The sequence below is a fragment of the Microbacterium sp. NPDC019599 genome (genome assembly GCF_040632175.1).
Taxonomy (GTDB): Bacteria; Actinomycetota; Actinomycetes; order Actinomycetales; family Microbacteriaceae; genus Microbacterium.
In genome coordinates, this window is the sequence record NZ_JBEYBL010000005.1 from 256,424 (window position 1) to 272,783 (window position 16,360).

At 70.7% G+C, this 16,360-nt stretch carries 14 protein-coding genes; 3 read left to right on the top strand and 11 right to left on the bottom strand.

Annotated elements, in window-relative coordinates; genetic code table 11:
- Nucleotides 1–28: 28 nt before the first annotated feature.
- Genes ribH through ribD form a run of 4 tightly spaced genes read right to left on the bottom strand, consistent with a single transcriptional unit; the run spans nt 29 to nt 3,661 of the window.
- Complete coding sequence (gene ribH / locus ABZ477_RS11530; RefSeq protein WP_360132621.1) at nt 29–526, bottom strand: 6,7-dimethyl-8-ribityllumazine synthase; 498 nt, start codon at nt 524–526, stop codon at nt 29–31.
- Entirely contained in the window at nt 523–1,812 is a 1,290-nt protein-coding gene (gene ribA, locus ABZ477_RS11535; protein ID WP_360132624.1) for a GTP cyclohydrolase II, read from the bottom strand. Before ribA ends, ribH begins: the two co-directional genes overlap by 4 nt.
- A complete protein-coding gene (locus ABZ477_RS11540) occupies nt 1,809–2,558 on the bottom strand; it encodes a riboflavin synthase (protein WP_360132627.1) in 750 nt (249 codons plus the stop codon). Before ABZ477_RS11540 ends, ribA begins: the two co-directional genes overlap by 4 nt.
- A complete protein-coding gene (ribD, locus tag ABZ477_RS11545) occupies nt 2,558–3,661 on the bottom strand; it encodes a bifunctional diaminohydroxyphosphoribosylaminopyrimidine deaminase/5-amino-6-(5-phosphoribosylamino)uracil reductase RibD (RefSeq protein ID WP_360132630.1) in 1,104 nt (367 codons plus the stop codon). The genes ABZ477_RS11540 and ribD overlap by 1 nt, the downstream gene beginning before the upstream one ends.
- 412 nt (nt 3,662–4,073) lie before the next feature.
- Here ribD and ABZ477_RS11550 point away from each other — a divergent pair, with 412 nt between their 5' ends.
- Nucleotides 4,074–5,795: a glycerol-3-phosphate dehydrogenase/oxidase gene (locus ABZ477_RS11550; protein WP_360132633.1), complete on the top strand. Its 1,722-nt coding sequence runs from the start codon at nt 4,074–4,076 to the stop codon at nt 5,793–5,795.
- Between the two features lie 48 nt (nt 5,796–5,843).
- A complete protein-coding gene (glpK, locus tag ABZ477_RS11555; RefSeq protein WP_360132636.1) occupies nt 5,844–7,361 on the top strand; it encodes a glycerol kinase GlpK in 1,518 nt (505 codons plus the stop codon).
- 216 nt (nt 7,362–7,577) lie between these two features.
- Here glpK and ABZ477_RS11560 read toward each other — a convergent pair whose 3' ends face one another.
- Together ABZ477_RS11560 and ABZ477_RS11565 are read right to left on the bottom strand one after the other, a co-directional pair.
- The gene (locus ABZ477_RS11560) at nt 7,578–8,450 is read right to left on the bottom strand and encodes a DNA-formamidopyrimidine glycosylase family protein (RefSeq protein WP_360132639.1); all 873 of its coding nucleotides are present in this window, start codon (nt 8,448–8,450) and stop codon (nt 7,578–7,580) included.
- Nucleotides 8,451–8,483: 33 nt separating this feature from the next.
- Complete coding sequence (locus ABZ477_RS11565) at nt 8,484–9,050, bottom strand: GNAT family N-acetyltransferase (RefSeq protein WP_360132642.1); 567 nt, start codon at nt 9,048–9,050, stop codon at nt 8,484–8,486.
- 249 nt (nt 9,051–9,299) lie between these two features.
- Here ABZ477_RS11565 and ABZ477_RS11570 point away from each other — a divergent pair, with 249 nt between their 5' ends.
- Complete coding sequence (locus ABZ477_RS11570) at nt 9,300–10,145, top strand: hypothetical protein (RefSeq protein ID WP_360132645.1); 846 nt, start codon at nt 9,300–9,302, stop codon at nt 10,143–10,145.
- A gap of 210 nt (nt 10,146–10,355) precedes the next feature.
- On the opposite strand, the gene trpS is transcribed toward ABZ477_RS11570, so the two are convergent.
- The 5 genes from trpS to sdhA all read right to left on the bottom strand — a co-directional run bounded on the left by trpS (nt 10,356) and on the right by sdhA (nt 16,350).
- Nucleotides 10,356–11,360 carry a tryptophan--tRNA ligase gene (trpS, locus tag ABZ477_RS11575; RefSeq protein WP_360132648.1) on the bottom strand — a complete coding sequence of 335 codons (1,005 nt, stop codon included), beginning with the start codon at nt 11,358–11,360 and terminating at the stop codon, nt 10,356–10,358.
- 177 nt (nt 11,361–11,537) lie between these two features.
- The gene (locus ABZ477_RS11580) at nt 11,538–12,389 is read right to left on the bottom strand and encodes an exodeoxyribonuclease III (RefSeq protein WP_360132651.1); all 852 of its coding nucleotides are present in this window, start codon (nt 12,387–12,389) and stop codon (nt 11,538–11,540) included.
- 10 nt (nt 12,390–12,399) lie between these two features.
- Entirely contained in the window at nt 12,400–13,671 is a 1,272-nt protein-coding gene (locus ABZ477_RS11585; protein ID WP_360132654.1) for a YihY/virulence factor BrkB family protein, read from the bottom strand.
- A 49-nt stretch (nt 13,672–13,720) separates the two neighbouring features.
- On the bottom strand, nt 13,721–14,518 hold the full coding sequence (locus ABZ477_RS11590) for a succinate dehydrogenase iron-sulfur subunit (RefSeq protein WP_360132657.1): 798 nt from the start codon (nt 14,516–14,518) through the stop codon (nt 13,721–13,723).
- 2 nt (nt 14,519–14,520) lie between these two features.
- Nucleotides 14,521–16,350: a succinate dehydrogenase flavoprotein subunit gene (gene sdhA, locus ABZ477_RS11595; protein ID WP_360132660.1), complete on the bottom strand. Its 1,830-nt coding sequence runs from the start codon at nt 16,348–16,350 to the stop codon at nt 14,521–14,523.
- Nucleotides 16,351–16,360: the final 10 nt, after the last annotated feature.

Consider the following 16,360-nt stretch of genomic DNA (forward strand, 5'->3'; position numbering starts at 1 on the left):
GAGGGCACGAAGGGCTCGTCGGCGGCTGTCAGAACCCGGCGGGACGCTTCTGCGCCGCGCGCAGCTCCTGCAGGACGAGCGCCGTGCGGATCGCCGCATCCGCGGCCTCGGCGCCCTTGTCCTCCTTCGAACCGGGCAGACCCGCGCGGTCGATGCCCTGCTGTTCGTCGTCGAGGGTCAGCACGCCGAACCCGACCGGCTTGCCGGTGTCCAGCGCGACGCGCGTGAGGCCGTCGGTCGCGGCGTTCGAGACGAACTCGAAGTGCGGAGTGCCGCCGCGGATGATGACGCCGAGTGCCACGACGGCGTCGGCGCCGGCATCCAGCGCCGCCTTGGCCGCGACGGGCAGCTCGAAGGATCCGGGCACGCGGACGAGCCGCCACGACGCCCCGGACGCCTCGAGCGTGCGCTCGGCGCCCGCGATGAGGCCGTCCGTGATGACGTCGTGCCATGTGCCGGCGATCACGACGACGTCGAGTCCCGACGCGTCCGTTCCGCCGACGATCGGCGCTCCCTTGCCGCTCATGCGTTGCTTCCTCCTGCCAGGTGCGACTCCCTCATCTGCGCGAGGGCATCGCTGAGCTCCTGCTCGTCGATGATGTGGCCCATCCGGTCCCGCTTCGTGGCGAGGTACTGGTGGTTGTTGGGTCCGACGCCGACCAGGAGCGGCACCTGCTCGACGATGTCGAGTCCGAACTCGCGCAGCTGCTTGACCTTGTCGGAGTTGTTCGTGAGCAGGCGCACCTTGTCGACGCCGAGGTCGGCGAGGATGCCGGCCGCCGCCGCGTAGTCGCGCGCGTCGGCGGGCAGGCCCAGCGCGAGGTTCGCGTCGACGGTGTCGAGGCCGCGCTCCTGCAGGCTGTACGCCCGGAGCTTGTTGATGAGGCCGATGCCGCGGCCTTCGTGGCCCCGCATGTAGATGACGACGCCGCCGTCCTGCTCGATCGCGTCGAGCGCGGCCTGCAGCTGCGGACCGCACTCGCACTTGAGCGAGTCGAAGGCCTCACCCGTCAGGCACTCGGAGTGCACGCGCACGAGCGGCGCGTCGTCGAGCTCGCCCGAGACGACCGCGACATGGTCGGTGCCCGTGACGCGGTCCTTGTAGGCGAGGAAGCGGAAGTGGCCGTGCGCCGTCGGGACGTTGGCCTCGGCCCGCAGGCTCACGCGGCGCTTGTGCGCGGCGTGGGCGGGAGCCTCGAGCGGCTCGTTCTCCTGAAGGTAGGCGATGAGCTGCTCGATCGTGATGACGGGAACGTCGTCGCGCGCGCCGAGCTCGATGAGGCCCGGAAGTCGCATCATCGAGCCGTCCTCGGCGACGACCTCGGCGATCGCACCGACGGGCTTGAGACCTGCGAGGCGCATGAGCTCGACGGCGGCCTCGGTGTGGCCGCCGCGTTCGCGCACGCCGCCCTCGACGGCGCGCAGCGGGAGGATGTGGCCGGGGCGGATGACGCTGGACGGCGTCGACGCCGGGTCGGCGAGGACGTTGAGCGTGTGGGCGCGGTCGGACGCGCTGATGCCGGTCGACTGGCGGTCGGCCGCGTCGACGCTCACGGTGTACGCGGTGCCGCGGGCGTCCTCGTTGACCGCGACCATGGGCGGCAGGTCGAGGCGGTCGGCCCACTCGGCCGGCATGGGCGCGCAGATGAAGCCGCTGGACCAGCGGACCGTCCACGCGACCCACTCGGGGGTCGCGAGCTCGGCGGACAGGACGACATCGCCCTCGTTCTCGCGGTTCTCATCGTCCGCGACGATGACGGGCCGCCCGGCGCGGAGCGCTTCGAGGGCCGAGGGGATCGTGGCAAGGCTCATCGGGAGCCTCCTTCCGTGGTCGCGGCATCCACCGCGAGGTGGGCAAGGGCGGCATCGGCCGCCGGGATGTCGGGTGTCGTGGGTGCCGCAGGTGCAGCGGGCCCCGCGAACGAGGCCTCGCGGAGCGCGGGGGCGGCCGGTGCCGTGAACGACAGCAGGCGCTGCACGTGGCGCGCCAGGATGTCGGTCTCGAGGTTGACGCGGTCGCCCGCGTGCCGCGCGCCGAGCGTCGTGGCGGCGAGGGTCTCGGGGATGAGCGAGACCTCGAGCCACTGGGTCGCAACCCCGGCGGGAGACACGGCGCTCACTGTCAGCGAGACGCCGTCGATCGCGATCGAGCCCTTGTCGACGACGAGCGGTGCGAGGTGCGCCGGGACCGCGACCCGCACGACGCGCCACTGCGCGCCGTCGCGCACTTCGAGCACTTCGCCCGTGCCGTCGATGTGGCCCTGCACGATGTGGCCGCCCAGGCGCCCGTGCGCTCGGGTCGCGCGCTCGAGGTTGACCGCCCGTCCCGCGGTGACCCCGGCGAGCGTCGACATGTCGAGCGTCTGCTTCATGACGTCGGCGGTGAACCAGTCGTCGCCCTGGTCGACCACCGTGAGGCACACGCCGCTGACCGAGATCGAATCGCCGTGCCCGGCGTCCGAGACGGCCTTGGGCGCGCGGACCGTGAGCCTGACGCCGTCGCCCGACGGCACGACATCCGTCACTTCGCCGATCTCTTCGACGATTCCCGTGAACATCAGCGGTCTCCCTTTTGTTCTGCGTCGGAGCGATGCGCCGCGACCCTTTCACCTGCGTCCGAGCGGTGCCCCGCGACCACGGCCGGCCGTGGGCGGGGTGTCGCGATGACCAGGAGGTCCTCGCCGAGCCGCTCGACGGCCTTCACATCCAGTCGCTGCGCGTCGCCGATCGTGCCGACGCCGACGTCGCCCACCGCGAGCCGGTCGCCGCCGATGAGCACGGGGGCGACATACGCGAGCACCTCGTCCACGATGCCGTCGCGCAGGAACGCGCTCGCGACGACGGGTCCGCCCTCGACGAAGACGCGCTGCACTCCGCGCTCGCGCAGGTCGCCCAGGACCGCGCGCAGGTCCCGTCCGTCGTACTGCAGGTGCGGGAGCGGATGCTGTCGCACGGCCGCCCCGTCGGGCACCGGGCGTGCGCCGAGCACGACCGGCACAGGCTGGTCGGGGAGCAGGCCGCCCGCGGCATCCCGAGCCGTCAGGGCGGGATCGTCGGCGAGGACCGTCCCGATCCCGGCGACGATCGCGTCCGCCGCCGAGCGCCGGCGGTGCACGTCCGCGCGCGCTTCGGGCCCTGTGATCCACTGGCTCGTGCCGTCGGATGCCGCGGCCCGGCCGTCGAGGCTCTGCGCCCACTTGACGGTGACGTGCGGCCGGCCGAGCCGCTGCACGGTGAGCCAGGATTCCAGCAGCTCTGCCCCCTCGTCGGCGAAGAGTCCGGGCACGACCTCGACGCCCGCGGCCCGCAGGCGGTCGGCGCCGCCGGACGAGTGATCGCCCGGGTCGTCGACGGCGTACACGACGCGCGAGACGCCTGCCGCGATGAGCGCCTCTGCGCAGGGGCCGGTGCGACCCGTGTGGTTGCAGGGTTCGAGCGACACGACGGCCGTCGCCCCGCGCACGGCCTCGGGCGAGAGCTTGGAGAGCGCGTCGACCTCGGCGTGCGGAGTGCTCGCGCCGCGATGCCACCCCTCGGCGAGGACGCGCCCGTCCGGCGAGAGCAGGACGGCGCCGACCTGCGGGTTGATGCCGCGCGGTCCGTTGAGCGCGAGTGCGAGCGCGCGCCGCATGGCGTCGCGTTCCGCCTCGGTGACCGTCATCCGCTTCCCTGCCTGTTCCGCGAGTCCGGGCAAGGGCGAACGACGGCATACGCCGCTTCGCCCGTGCTGCCTCCCATCCGGACTAGCAGCACTGGATGCTGCATCACCGTCGGTTCCGGATTTCCACCGGATCGGCCCCGGCTCGCTCCCGGAAGGGAGCGGAGGCCAGGGCTCGCGGACTGTCACCGCCGGTTCGGATTCTCACCGACCCCGGAGCACGTCGATGCTCTCGAGTGTAGTAAACGCGCCCGTGGATGATTCATTCCATGACGGAGAGAGACGGCGCGGGGAAGTCTGTCGTTCACCGGCGCGTGACCGGCTGGACGCCGGCTGTGGGGAACATGGGACATGCCCGCGCCACGGGCCCCGGTGTCGCCGGGGAGACGTAGCCTGGAGGAAGGAGGCACCGGGCATGCGTGATGGGGGATCCGGATTCGAGGCACTTGCGGCGCGCCCGTCCGCAGACGTCCTCATCATCGGCGGGGGCATCAACGGGCTGGCCACGTTCCGCGATCTCGTCCTTCAGGGACTGGATGTCGCGCTCGTCGAGCGCGCCGACTACGTCTCCGGCGCGTCCGCGTCGTCGTCCCACATGATCCACGGCGGCATCCGGTACCTCGAGAACGGCGAGTTCCGGCTCGTGCACGAGGCCGTCACCGAACGCAACGCCCTCCTCCGGCTCGCACCGCACTTCGTCCGGCCGCTGCAGACCACGATCCCCATCTTCACGACCTTCTCGGGCGTCCTGAGCGCGCCGCTGCGCTTCCTCCGCCACGGCGGCTCCAAGACCCGTGAGCGCGGCGCGCTGCTCATCAAAGTCGGCCTCGTCATCTACGACTCGTTCTCCCGGAGCGGCGGGCGCGTTCCGCGGCACAGCTTCGAGGGTCGCGCGCGCTCGCTCGAGCGGTTCCCCCGGCTCAACCCCCGGGTCAAGTACACGGCGACGTACTGGGATGCTTCGCTCCACGACCCCGAGCGGCTCGCGATCGACATCCTGAGCGACGCACGCGCCGCCGGCCGCGGCCGCGCCCGCGCGGCCAACTACACGGCGGCGGTCGGCGTCGCCGACGGCGGCGTCGTGCTGCGCGATCTCGAGACCGGCGACGAGACGCGGTTCTCGGCATCCGTCGTCATCAACGCCTCGGGGCCGTGGACCGACCTGACCAACGCGGCCCTCGGTGATCCGACGTCCTTCATGGGCGGCACGAAAGGGTCGCACATCGTGCTCGACCACGCCGAGCTCCTCGAGGCGACGGGCGGCCGCGAGCTGTTCTTCGAGCACCGCGACGGGCGCATCGTGCTCATCTACCCCCTCAAGGGACGCGTCCTCGTGGGCACGACCGACCTCGAGCACGACATGGACGACCCGATCGTGTGCACCGAGGAGGAGGTCGACTACTTCATCGCGCTCATCGGGCACATCCTGCCCGGCATCCCGGTCGACCGATCGCAGATCGTCTACCGGTTCGCGGGTGTCCGGCCCCTGCCGGGCCACGGCGGCGTGGCACCCGGGTTCGTCTCGCGCGACTACCGCGTCGAGGCGGCGCCGCTCGAGGGGAGCCCCGGCACCACGGTGCTGAGCCTCGTGGGCGGCAAATGGACGACGTTCCGCGCCTCGGCCGAGCACCTCGCCGACCGGACGCTCGCGCAGCTGTCGCTGTCGCGCGTGCGCTCGACGAAGAAGCTGCCCATCGGCGGCGGACGCGGGTACCCCACGACCGAGCCGGCGCGCCGCCAGTGGCTCGCGGCGCACGAGGGCGGATTCGGCGTCGAGCGCGCGGCGATCCTGCTCGACCGGTACGGCACCGTCGCGGCCGACGTCATCGAGGCGATCGCGGTCGACGACGACGACGAGCCGCTGCGGACACTTCCGGAGTACTCGACCGCCGAGCTGCGCCATCTCGCCCGCACGGAGGACGTCGTGCACCTGGACGACCTGCTCATGCGCCGTACGAGCATCGCGTTCATCGGCGCCGCGACCGCCGAGGTCGCCGCCGAGGTGGCGGACGCCGTGGCGCCCGTCCTCGGGTGGAGCGTCCGGACGCGTCAGGCCGAGGTCGAGCGCGCGCTCGCGCGGGTGCACGGCGCCGATCCGGCGTGGCCGGACGCGGCATCCGTTTCCACCTCGCGATAGCCTGACGCCAGTCGCCCGAGCGGGCGCTCTCGACGAGGAGGAGGCGCCGTGGCCGACCATGTGCTGGCGATCGACCAGGGGACGACGTCGACGAGGGCGATCGTGTTCGACGCGGGAGGCACGATCGTCTCGACCGCCCAGCGGGAGCACGCGCAGATCCTCCCTCGTGCAGGATGGGTCGAGCACGACCCCGTGGAGATCTGGACGAACACCGAGTGGGTCGTCGCGTCGGCGCTCTCGCGCGCGCGGCTGGGCGCCGGCGACCTCGCCGGGATCGGGGTCACGAATCAGCGCGAGACGGCGGTCGTGTGGGACCGTCGGACGGGCCGGCCCGTCGCGAACGCCATCGTGTGGCAGGACACGCGCACGCAGGAGCACATCGACCGGCTCGCGGCGGAGGTCGGCGGCGACCGGTTCGCGGACCAGACGGGCCTCCCGCTCGCGACGTACTTCTCGGCCTCCAAGCTCGCGTGGATCCTCGACAACGTGCCCGGCGCCCGTGGCGCGGCCGAGGCCGGCGACCTTCTCTTCGGCACGACCGACACATGGGTCGTGTGGAACCTGACGGGCGGCGGGAGGGGCGGCATCCACGTGACCGATGTCACGAACGCGAGCCGCACGCTGCTGATGGATCTGCGGACCCTCGACTGGTCGGATGAGCTGCTGGAGGCATGGCGGATCCCGCGGGCGATGCTCCCCGAGATCCGGTCGTCGTCCGAGGTGCTCGGCGACGTGCAGCTGCCGGGGGTCGCGCGCGGCGTCGCGATCGCCGGGATCCTCGGCGACCAGCAGGCGGCGACATTCGGCCAGGCCGCCTTCGACGCCGGCGAGTCGAAGAACACGTACGGCACAGGCAACTTCCTGCTCGTCAACACGGGCACCGAGATCGTCCGGTCCGCCCACGGGCTGATCACGACCGTCGCGTACCGCTGCGGCGCCGAGCCGGCGCGCTACGCCCTCGAGGGCTCGATCGCCGTCACAGGGTCGCTCGTGCAGTGGCTGAGGGACAACCTCGGCATCATCGAGCGGTCCGAAGACGTCGAGACCCTCGCCTCGACCGTCGCCGACAACGGCGGCGCGTACTTCGTACCCGCGTTCTCCGGCCTCTTCGCGCCGTACTGGCGCCCGGACGCCCGTGGGGCGCTCGTCGGCCTCACGCGCTTCGTCAACCGCGCGCACATCGCGCGCGCGGCTCTCGAGTCGACGGCCTTCCAGACGCGCGACGTCATCGAGGCGGTCGTCGGCGACACGGGCCGGCCGCTCGCGGAGCTCCGCGTCGACGGCGGGATGACGCGCGACGCGCTCCTCATGCAGTTCCAGGCCGACATCCTCGGCGTGCCGGTCGTCCGGCCGAAGGTCGTGGAGACGACGGCGCTCGGCGCCGCGTACGCGGCCGGCCTCGCGACGGGCCTGTGGACGGGGTTCGACGAGCTCCGCGAGCACTGGCGCGAGGACGTGCGCTTCGAGACCGAGATGCCCGACGAGGAGCGCGAGCGCCGCTACCGCCTCTGGAAGAAGGCCGTCTCGAAGGCGCTCGACTGGGTCGACGCCGACGTCACCGCCTGACCCGGCGCGTTTCGTCTCGTCGCCTCGCTCCTCGCTCGACGACCGGGTGAGCACACCGATGATTGAACGAGTCGAGCGAACGAAACGGCCAGGCCGACCGGCTGTGCCTCCCGGTCGTTGAGCGAGCGAAGCGAGACGAAACGCCCCGGGGCGCGGCCGCGACTCCTTCCGGTCGTTGAGCGAGCGAAGCGAGACGAAACGCCCAGGACCCGCCCGCTACTTCAGCAGCCGCGACAGCCTCCGGTCGGCGAGGATCTTGCCGCCGGTCTGGCACGTGGGGCAGTACTCGAGCGAGTTGTCCGCGAAGAAGACGCTCCGCACGGTGTCGCCGCACACGGGGCACACCTCGCCCCGCCGCCCGTGCACCTGCATTCCGCGGCGCTTCGCGTCCTTCAGCTCGGCAGGGGGCTTCCCGGATGCTGCGGCCACCGCCTCCGCGAGCGTCGCCGTCATCGCGGCGTAGAGCCGCTCGACATCCTCCGGCGACAGCGACGACGCGAGGGCGTACGGCGACATCTTCGCCGCGTGCAGGATCTCGTCGGAGTACGCGTTGCCGACGCCCGCGATGATCATCTGATCGCGCAGCACGCCCTTGATCTGCGTGCGGCGCCCGGCGAGGAGCCCCGCGAACGTCTCGAGGTCGAAGCCCGCCTCCAGGGGGTCGGGGCCCAGCCTCGCGATCCCCGGCACATCGGCCGACTCCCGCACGACGTAGACCGCGAGCGACTTCTTCGTGCCCGCTTCGGTGAGGTCGAAGCCAGAGCCGTCGCTCAGCGCGACCCGCAGCGCGATGGGCGTGCGCCCGGGCTTGATGAGGGTCGTCGGCAGGGCGTCGTACCAGCGCAGCCAGCCGGCCTTCGCGAGGTGGAACACGAGGTGGGGTGCGGCATCCGTCCCCGTCGTCGAGAGGTCGATGAACTTGCCGTGGCGCGCGGCGCCGGTGATCTCAGCGCCCTGCAGCGCCTGGACCGGTGGGTCGTACGTCTTCAGCGCCGCGATGTTCGCGACCGAGACGCGCGTGATCGACAGACCCGTCACGCGCTCCCTCAGGAACTCGACGAGCCCCTGCACCTCCGGCATCTCCGGCATGGGGCCATCCTCGCACGGGGTGCGGACGAGCGGTCAGCCCTCGAGGACCGGCCAGGGCTGCGGTGTGCGATCGTCGGTCGCGAGCAGCCCCGCGATCCAGCCGTCGTCGCGGTCGCCCGCCGCGTTGCGCAGGGCCTGGCGGAGCGTGCCCTCGTACCGGAACCCGACCGTCCGCGCCGCGCGCGCCGACCCGATGTTGCCCACGACGGCGCGCCACTCGACGCGGTCGAGATCGAGGCCCTCGACCGAGAACGCCCAGTCGAGCACGGCCCGGGATGCCTCGGTCACCAGCCCGCGCCCCCTGCAGTCAGGTGCAACCCAGTAGCCCAGCTCGGCCGAGCCGGCGCCTTGGCGGTAGAGGCCGATCATGCCCGCGAGCGTCTCGCCGTCGCGCATGGCCCACGTCTGCTCGGTGCCGTCGTCCCAGTGCTTCGCGACGCGCTGCACGAACTCCTCGGCGTGACGACGCTCGTACGGCGACGGAACCGTCGTGTAGCGCTGGATGTCGGGGTCCTGGCACGCCTCGAGCACGGCGTCGATGTCGGCGTCGCGGGGAATCGACAGCTCGAGCCGTTCGGTGTGCAGCGTCACGGGTTCCACTCGGTCAGCCTAGGCGGATCCTCCGCGCCAGCCCGCCTCTGCCGATCTCGGATCGCGCTGGTTCGCAACTCAGGCTGGTCGTGCGGGTTCCAGCCACAACCCCTGGAATAACGGGCTATGCCTACGCAGCTCCCGCTTCCAGCCTGAGTTGCGAACGGCCGCTACTCCACAAACCGGCCTTTCGAGGCATTTATCCCCCGTCCCAAACGAGAGCCTGGGTGGAGCCTGGCGCGCAGCGACTGTGGGGCCATGGCGATCTCACATATGACTCGATCGGATCTCAGAGCCCAAGGGCTGTCGGGACGGGCCATCACCGCTGCGGTTCGCCGTGGCGATATCATCCGTGCGCGGAGGGACCGCTATCTGCCACACGACGCGCCGGACGAGATCGTTCGCGCAGTCCGCGTCGGAGGACGGCTGACATGTCTCTCACTGCTCGCCTCCCTGGGGATCTTCGTCGAGCGCAACTCGAGGCTGCACGTGCATGTTCCACGAAGTGCGAGCCGGATGAGATCGCCGCACGATCGCCGTCGTCCACTCGAGTCGAGGCTGACCAGAGGGGTTCGACTGCACTGGCTCGCGCCTTCCGTCGACGTGGGCGCCGCGACGTGCGTCGACATCGTGGACGCGCTCGCACACGCCGTCCTCTGCCAGCCGCCGCGCGCTGCCATCGCGACACTGGACAGCGCGCTGAACAAAGGGCTGGTGGGGATGCCGCAGATCGGCGAGATCTTCGCGCTGCTCCCCTCGAAGTACAAGGCACTCCGCCCGCTCATCGACGAAGACGCGCAGTCCGGGCCTGAGACGCTCATGCGACTCCTGCTTCGAGGGCTGGGTTGCAGGGTCGAGCTCCAGGTGTTCTTCGAAGGAGTAGGGCACGTGGATCTCGTCGTCGACGGCTGGCTGGTTATCGAGTGCGACAGCCGCGAGTTCCATGGCGGATGGGAAGCCCAGGAGAAGGACCGTCGGCGGGACCTGATGCTCGCATCGCTCGGCTATACGACCATCCGCCCGACCGCGGCGATGATCATACGCGAGCCCGAGCTCGTCCTTTCCGCGGTCCGCGGTCTCTTGGCGGCGCGTGTGGTGGAGTAGGGGTGCGACGTCAGCGGACGTTAGCTTTCGGCGCCGTTGGTTCGCAACTCAGGCTGAAAGTGATCGCTCCCGCTGAGCCCCCAGGCATCTGGCGGCGACGGGAGTCGCCGAGCGCAACGAGCCTGAGTTGCGGACAGCGTCGGAGACCCCGAGCGGGCCGGTGCCTTGTGGCGGGGCCGCAGCCGCAGCCGCGACCAGCCGGGCCGCAACTCAGGCGCGGCGGAGCAGGCCGACCTTGGCGTACACGTCCGAGAGGGTCGCGTTGGCGACGTCCTCCGCCTTCTCGGCGTTCGCGGCCAGCACGCGGTCGAGCTGGGCGGGGTCGTCGAGAAGGTCGAGCGCGCGCTGGCGGACCGGGCCGAACTCGTTGACCACGACTTCGGCGAGGCCCTTCTTGAAGTCGCCGTAGCCGCGGCCCGCGTACTCGTCCTCGATCGCCGGGATCTGGCGGCCCGTGAGGGCGGCGTAGATCACGAGCAGGTTCGAGACGCCGGGCTTGGCCTCGCGGTCGTAGCGCACCGACCCTTCGCTGTCGGTGACGGCCCGCATGATCTTCTTGGCCGAGACCGCGGGGTCATCGAGCAGCCACAGGACGCCGGCATCCGACTCGGCAGACTTGGACATCTTCGACGTGGGGTTCTGGAGGTCGAAGATGCGAGCCGTCTCCTGCTGGATGACGGGCATCGGAACCGTGAACGTCTGCCCGTAGCGGCTGTTGAAGCGCTCGGCGAGGTCGCGGGTCAGCTCGACGTGCTGCTTCTGGTCGTCGCCGACCGGCACGATGTCGGTCTGGTAGAGCAGGATGTCCGCCGCCATGAGGACGGGGTAGGTGAAGAGCCCGACGGAGGTCGCGTCGGCGCCGTAGCGCTGCGACTTGTCCTTGAACTGCGTCATGCGGCCGGCCTCGCCGAAGCCCGTGACCGTCGAGAGCACCCAGGCGAGCTCGGCGTGGGCGGGCACGTGCGACTGCACGTACAGCGTCGACTTCGACGGCTCGATGCCGGCCGCGATGTACTGCGCCGCCGTGCGGCGGGTCTTCTCGCGCAGCTCGGCCGGGTCGTTCGGCTGCGTCAGGGCGTGCAGGTCGACGACGGAGAAGAACGCGTCGTACGCCTCCTGCAGGTCGCGCCACTGCATGAGGGCCCCGATGTAGTTGCCGATCTGGAGCGAGTCAGCGGAGGGCTGCATGCCGGAGTAGAGGCGCGGTTTCGTCACCGACCAATCCTATTCAAGAAGCTGGATGCCCCGTCCCGCCGTCGCAGCCACGCAATCGGCCCCGTGCGGAGCACGATGCTCCCGGGCCGTGAGGCTGGCCCAGGGTCTGGCGGGAGCCGTCGACCTGAGGCCGCCGGCCGAGGGCATGCCGAGCGGACGGAGTATCGCGCGCGGCGCTCAGCGCCCGACGGTGTAGTCCGCGACGACGGGGGCGTGGTCGCTCCAGCGCGTATCCCACGACGGCGCCCGCACCACGCGGTAGTCCGTCACGCGGGCCGCGAGATCGGGCGTCGCGAGGTGGTAGTCGATGCGCCACCCCGTGTCGTTGTCGAACGCCTTGCCGCGGTTCGACCACCACGTGTACGGCCCGTCGATCTCGCCGTGGTGCCGGCGTCCGATGTCGATCCAGCCGAGGCCGGGTCCCACCGATCCGTCGACGCCGGTGACCTCATCGCCGTCCGCACCCAGGAAGCGGTCGAAGTAGGCGCGCTCACGGGGGAGGAACCCGGCCTTCTTGACGTTGCCCTTCCAGTTGCGGATGTCGAGCTCGCGGTGGCCGACGTTCAGGTCGCCCATGATGAGGCTGAGCGGCCGCTCGGCGCGGAGGAGCGGCATCCGCTTCTCCATCGCGTCGAGGAAGGCCCACTTCGCGTCCTGCTTCGCAGTGTCGGCCTCGCCGGTCGGGACGTAGGCGCTCACGATCGTGACGATCTCGCCGTCGACGTCGAAGTCCGCCTCGATCCAGCGCCCCGCCGAGTCGAGCGTCTCGGCGTCGCCGAGCACTCGGCGCACCTCGACCGAATCGGCGCGCGACGCGACCGCGACGCCGGCACGCCCCTTCGCGAGGGCCTCGTCGTTGACCAGGCGCCAACCGGGGAGCGAGGCCGCGAGCTCGTCGACCGTCGCACGCACTTCCTGGAGGGCGAGGACGTCGACGTCGGCCTGCTCGAGCCAGGGCAGCATCCCCTTGCGGGTGGCGGCCCGGATGCCGTTGACGTTGACGGAGGCGATGCGGAGGCGGCGTGGCACGACGGCCAGCCTAGCCGCGCCCTCGGACGTCGGCGGGCGCGGTCCAGGGACTGCGCGGGGTCGGTGGAGGCGGAGCGGATGCCTCGACCTCGGCGACCTCCTGCTCGGCCTGCCGCACCGCACGGTCGGCGCTCCACGTCCGGTACCAGGGCGCGTGGGCCCGCTCCTCCTGAGCGGTCCGCAGCCGGACGTGCGCGGCCACGAGGAGGGCCTTGTGCTCCGCCGCGAGCCGCTCGGCCTCCGACGGCTCCAGCAGCGGGACGTTGCGGTCCTGCGCCGAGATCGCGATCCAGGATGCCGCGACGAGCATGATGATCCCGGCGATCTTGAACCACAGCAGCAGCCCAACGAAGATGGCGAACGTCGCGAGCAGCGGGTTCGACGGCGTGTAGCTGACGAGGAGCCCCGCGCCGAGGAGCAGGACCGTGCTGGCCGCGCCGCCCAGGAGGGAGCCGGGCCAGATGCGGCGCCATTTCAGCGTCGCGCCGGTGAGGAACCGGAAGAGCGCCGCCAGCGCGGCGGAGATGATGGCGAACGACACGACGAGCGATCCCAGCCGCAGGTAGGAGAGGAGGCCCGACGAGGCATCCACCCCGAAGAGTCCTGCGACGAACTCGAGCGCCCATGTGCTCATCTGGCTGAGCCCGAAGCCGATGATGAGCGCGATGCCGAAGATGAGGGCCGCGAGCAGGTCGCGGGCCTTGAGGAGGAAGTACGACCGCCGGTCGTACGGGAGTTCGAAGATGTCTCGGACCGCGCGACGCGAGTACGTGACGAAGCCGATCGCGGTCCAGATGACAGCGCCGAGCGCGATCAGGCCCGTGATGCCGAGGACGCCCGTGCTGGCGGTCGCGACGGCCTGCACCGCCTCGGGGGTCACGACCCCCTCGTCGCTGATCAGACCCGGGATGTAGCTGTTGATCACGTCGATGAGGGCTGAGACCGCCTCGGGGCTGCCTCCGAGCCAGAGCCCGACGACCGCGAACGCGACGTAAATCCCGGCGAAGACGGCGAACAGCGCCTGATAGCTCACGCCGGCACCGAGGAGGAACCCGTTCGTCAGGAGGAAGTGCCGCCACACCCTGATCGGAAACCAGGCGAGGGTCTTCTGCGTGATCTCGGTCGCTCGCGCGATGGGCGCGTCGAACCGCTCGCGAAGCCGCTCCTGCGTGCTCTCCCAGCTCTGGCGGAGCCGCTCCTCCTCCTGGCGCGCGCGGGCGGCCGCGGTCCGCTTGTCGGCCGCGTCCTGCGGCGCGGGCGATCCGTTCGGCGAGGCGGTCACGCAGACAGACTAGCGAGCCCGGGATGCTGGATCTCGAGCCCCGACCGGATCAGCGGCCGCGCAGAACCGCCTGCTTGACCTCGGCGATCGCCTTCGTGACCTCGATGCCGCGAGGGCACGCCTCCGTGCAGTTGAAGGTCGTGCGGCAGCGCCACACGCCCTCCTTGTCGTTGAGGATGTCGAGGCGGACGCTCGCGGCGTCGTCGCGCGAGTCGAAGATGAAGCGGTGCGCGTTGACGATCGCGGCGGGCCCGAAGTACTGGCCGTCGGTCCAGAACACGGGGCACGACGACGTGCACGCGGCGCACAGGATGCACTTGGTCGTGTCGTCGAAGACCTCGCGGTCGACGATCGACTGGATGCGCTCCTTGCCCGCTGCGGGGGTCGAGTTCGCGATGAGGAAGGGCTGCACTTCGCGGTACGACGCGAAGAACGGCTCCATGTCGACGATGAGGTCCTTCTCCAGCGGCAGGCCCTTGATCGCCTCGACGTAGATCGGCTGCGAGATGTCGAGGTCCTTGATGAGGGTCTTGCACGCGAGCCGGTTGCGGCCGTTGATGCGCATGGCGTCCGAGCCGCAGATGCCGTGGGCGCACGAGCGGCGGAACGACAGCGACCCGTCGACCTCCCACTTGATCTTGTGGAGGGCGTCGAGGACCCGGTCGGTCGAGTAGAGCTCGACGTCGTAGTCGACCCAGCGCGGCTCCTCGTCGACCTCGGGGTCGAACCGGCGGATGATGAAGGTCACGAGGAACGACTGGATGCCCGTGTCGTTCACAGCATCCTGAGCCGTCTCCTGCGCGTCGGCGTCGGTGCGCTCGATGATGTCGGTCGCGGAAGTGGCCATGCTCAGTACTTCCTCTCCAGCGGCGGGTAGCGCAACTCGCCCGCTTCGTTCCTCGTGAAGACGACGGGCTTCCAGTCGAGCCGGATGTGGTCGTCGGCGTTCGACGAGTCGGCCTCGCCGGACAGGTACGCCATCGTGTGCTGCATGTAGTTCTCGTCGTCGCGCTGGGGGAAGTCGTCGCGCATGTGTCCGCCGCGGCTCTCCTTGCGGTTGCGCGCGGTGACGACGACGACCTCGGCGAGGTCCAGGAGGAAGCCGAGCTCGACCGCCTCGAGCAGGTCGGTGTTGTAGCGCTTGCCCTTGTCGTCGACGTGCACGTTCTTGTAGCGCGCGCGGAGGTCCTCGATCGTGCCGAGCACGTCGGTCAGCGACTCCTCCGTGCGGAAAACCTGTGCCTTGCGGTCCATCTCGTCCTGCAGCGTCTTGCGCAGGACCGCGATGCGCTCGGTGCCGGGGTTGCTGCGCAGGCCCTCGAGCAGGTCGCGGACGTCCTTCGCGGGGTCCTCCGGCAGCGCCACGAAGTCGGCGGTCTGCACGTACTCGACCGCATTGCGGCCGGCGCGCTTGCCGAAGACGTTGATGTCCAGCAGCGAGTTCGTGCCGAGGCGGTTGGAGCCGTGCACCGAGACGCACGCGCACTCGCCGGCGGCGTACAGGCCCGGGACGACGGTGGTGTTGTCGGCGAGCACCTCGGCGTTGTTGTTGGTCGGGATGCCGCCCATCGCGTAGTGCGCCGTCGGCATGACGGGGACGGGCTCGACGACCGGGTCGACGCCCAGGTAGGTGCGCGCGAACTCGGTGATGTCCGGGAGCTTCGTCTCGAGCACCTCTGCGCCCAGGTGCGTGCAGTCCAGCAGCACGTAGTCGCGGTGGGGGCCGGCGCCGCGGCCCTCGGCGACCTCCTGCACCATGCAGCGGCTCACGATGTCGCGCGGGGCGAGGTCCTTGATCGTCGGCGCATAGCGCTCCATGAACCGCTCGCCGCTGACGTTGCGGAGGATCGCACCTTCACCGCGGGCGCCCTCGGTCAGCAGGATGCCGAGTCCCGCGAGGCCGGTCGGGTGGAACTGGAAGAACTCCATGTCCTCCAGCGGCAGGCCCTTGCGCCACACGACGCCGACGCCGTCGCCCGTGAGGGTGTGGGCGTTGGAGGTCGTCTTGAAGATCTTGCCGAAGCCGCCCGTCGCGAAGATGACGGCCTTCGAGTGGAAGACGTGCAGGTCTCCGGTCGCGAGCTCGTAGGCGACGACTCCGGCGACCTCGGTCTTGCCGGACCCGTCCTTCACCGTGATGAGGTCGAGCACGTAGTACTCGTTGAAGAAGTTGATGCCGAGCTTGACGCAGTTCTGGAAGAGCGTCTGCAGGATCATGTGGCCCGTGCGGTCGGCGGCGTAGCAGGCGCGGCGCACGGGGGTCTTGCCGTGGTCGGCGGTGTGGCCGCCGAAGCGACGCTGGTCGATCTTGCCCTCGGGGGTGCGGTTGAACGGCAGGCCCATGTTCTCGAGGTCGATGACGGCGTCGATCGCCTCCTTCGCGAGGATCTCGGCCGCGTCCTGGTCGACGAGATAGTCGCCGCCCTTGACGGTGTCGAAGGTGTGCCACTCCCACGAGTCCTCTTCGACGTTCGCCAGCGCCGCGGCCATGCCGCCCTGCGCCGCACCCGTGTGCGAGCGGGTGGGGTAGAGCTTCGTGATGACGGCCGTCTTCGCGCCAGGCCCGGCCTCGATCGCGGCGCGCATGCCGGCGCCGCCGGCGCCCACGATGACGATGTCGAACTGGTGGTAGTGGACGCCGTCCTTGACGTAGCTGTCGGCGTTGGTCTGGGTGCTCACGTGAAGGATG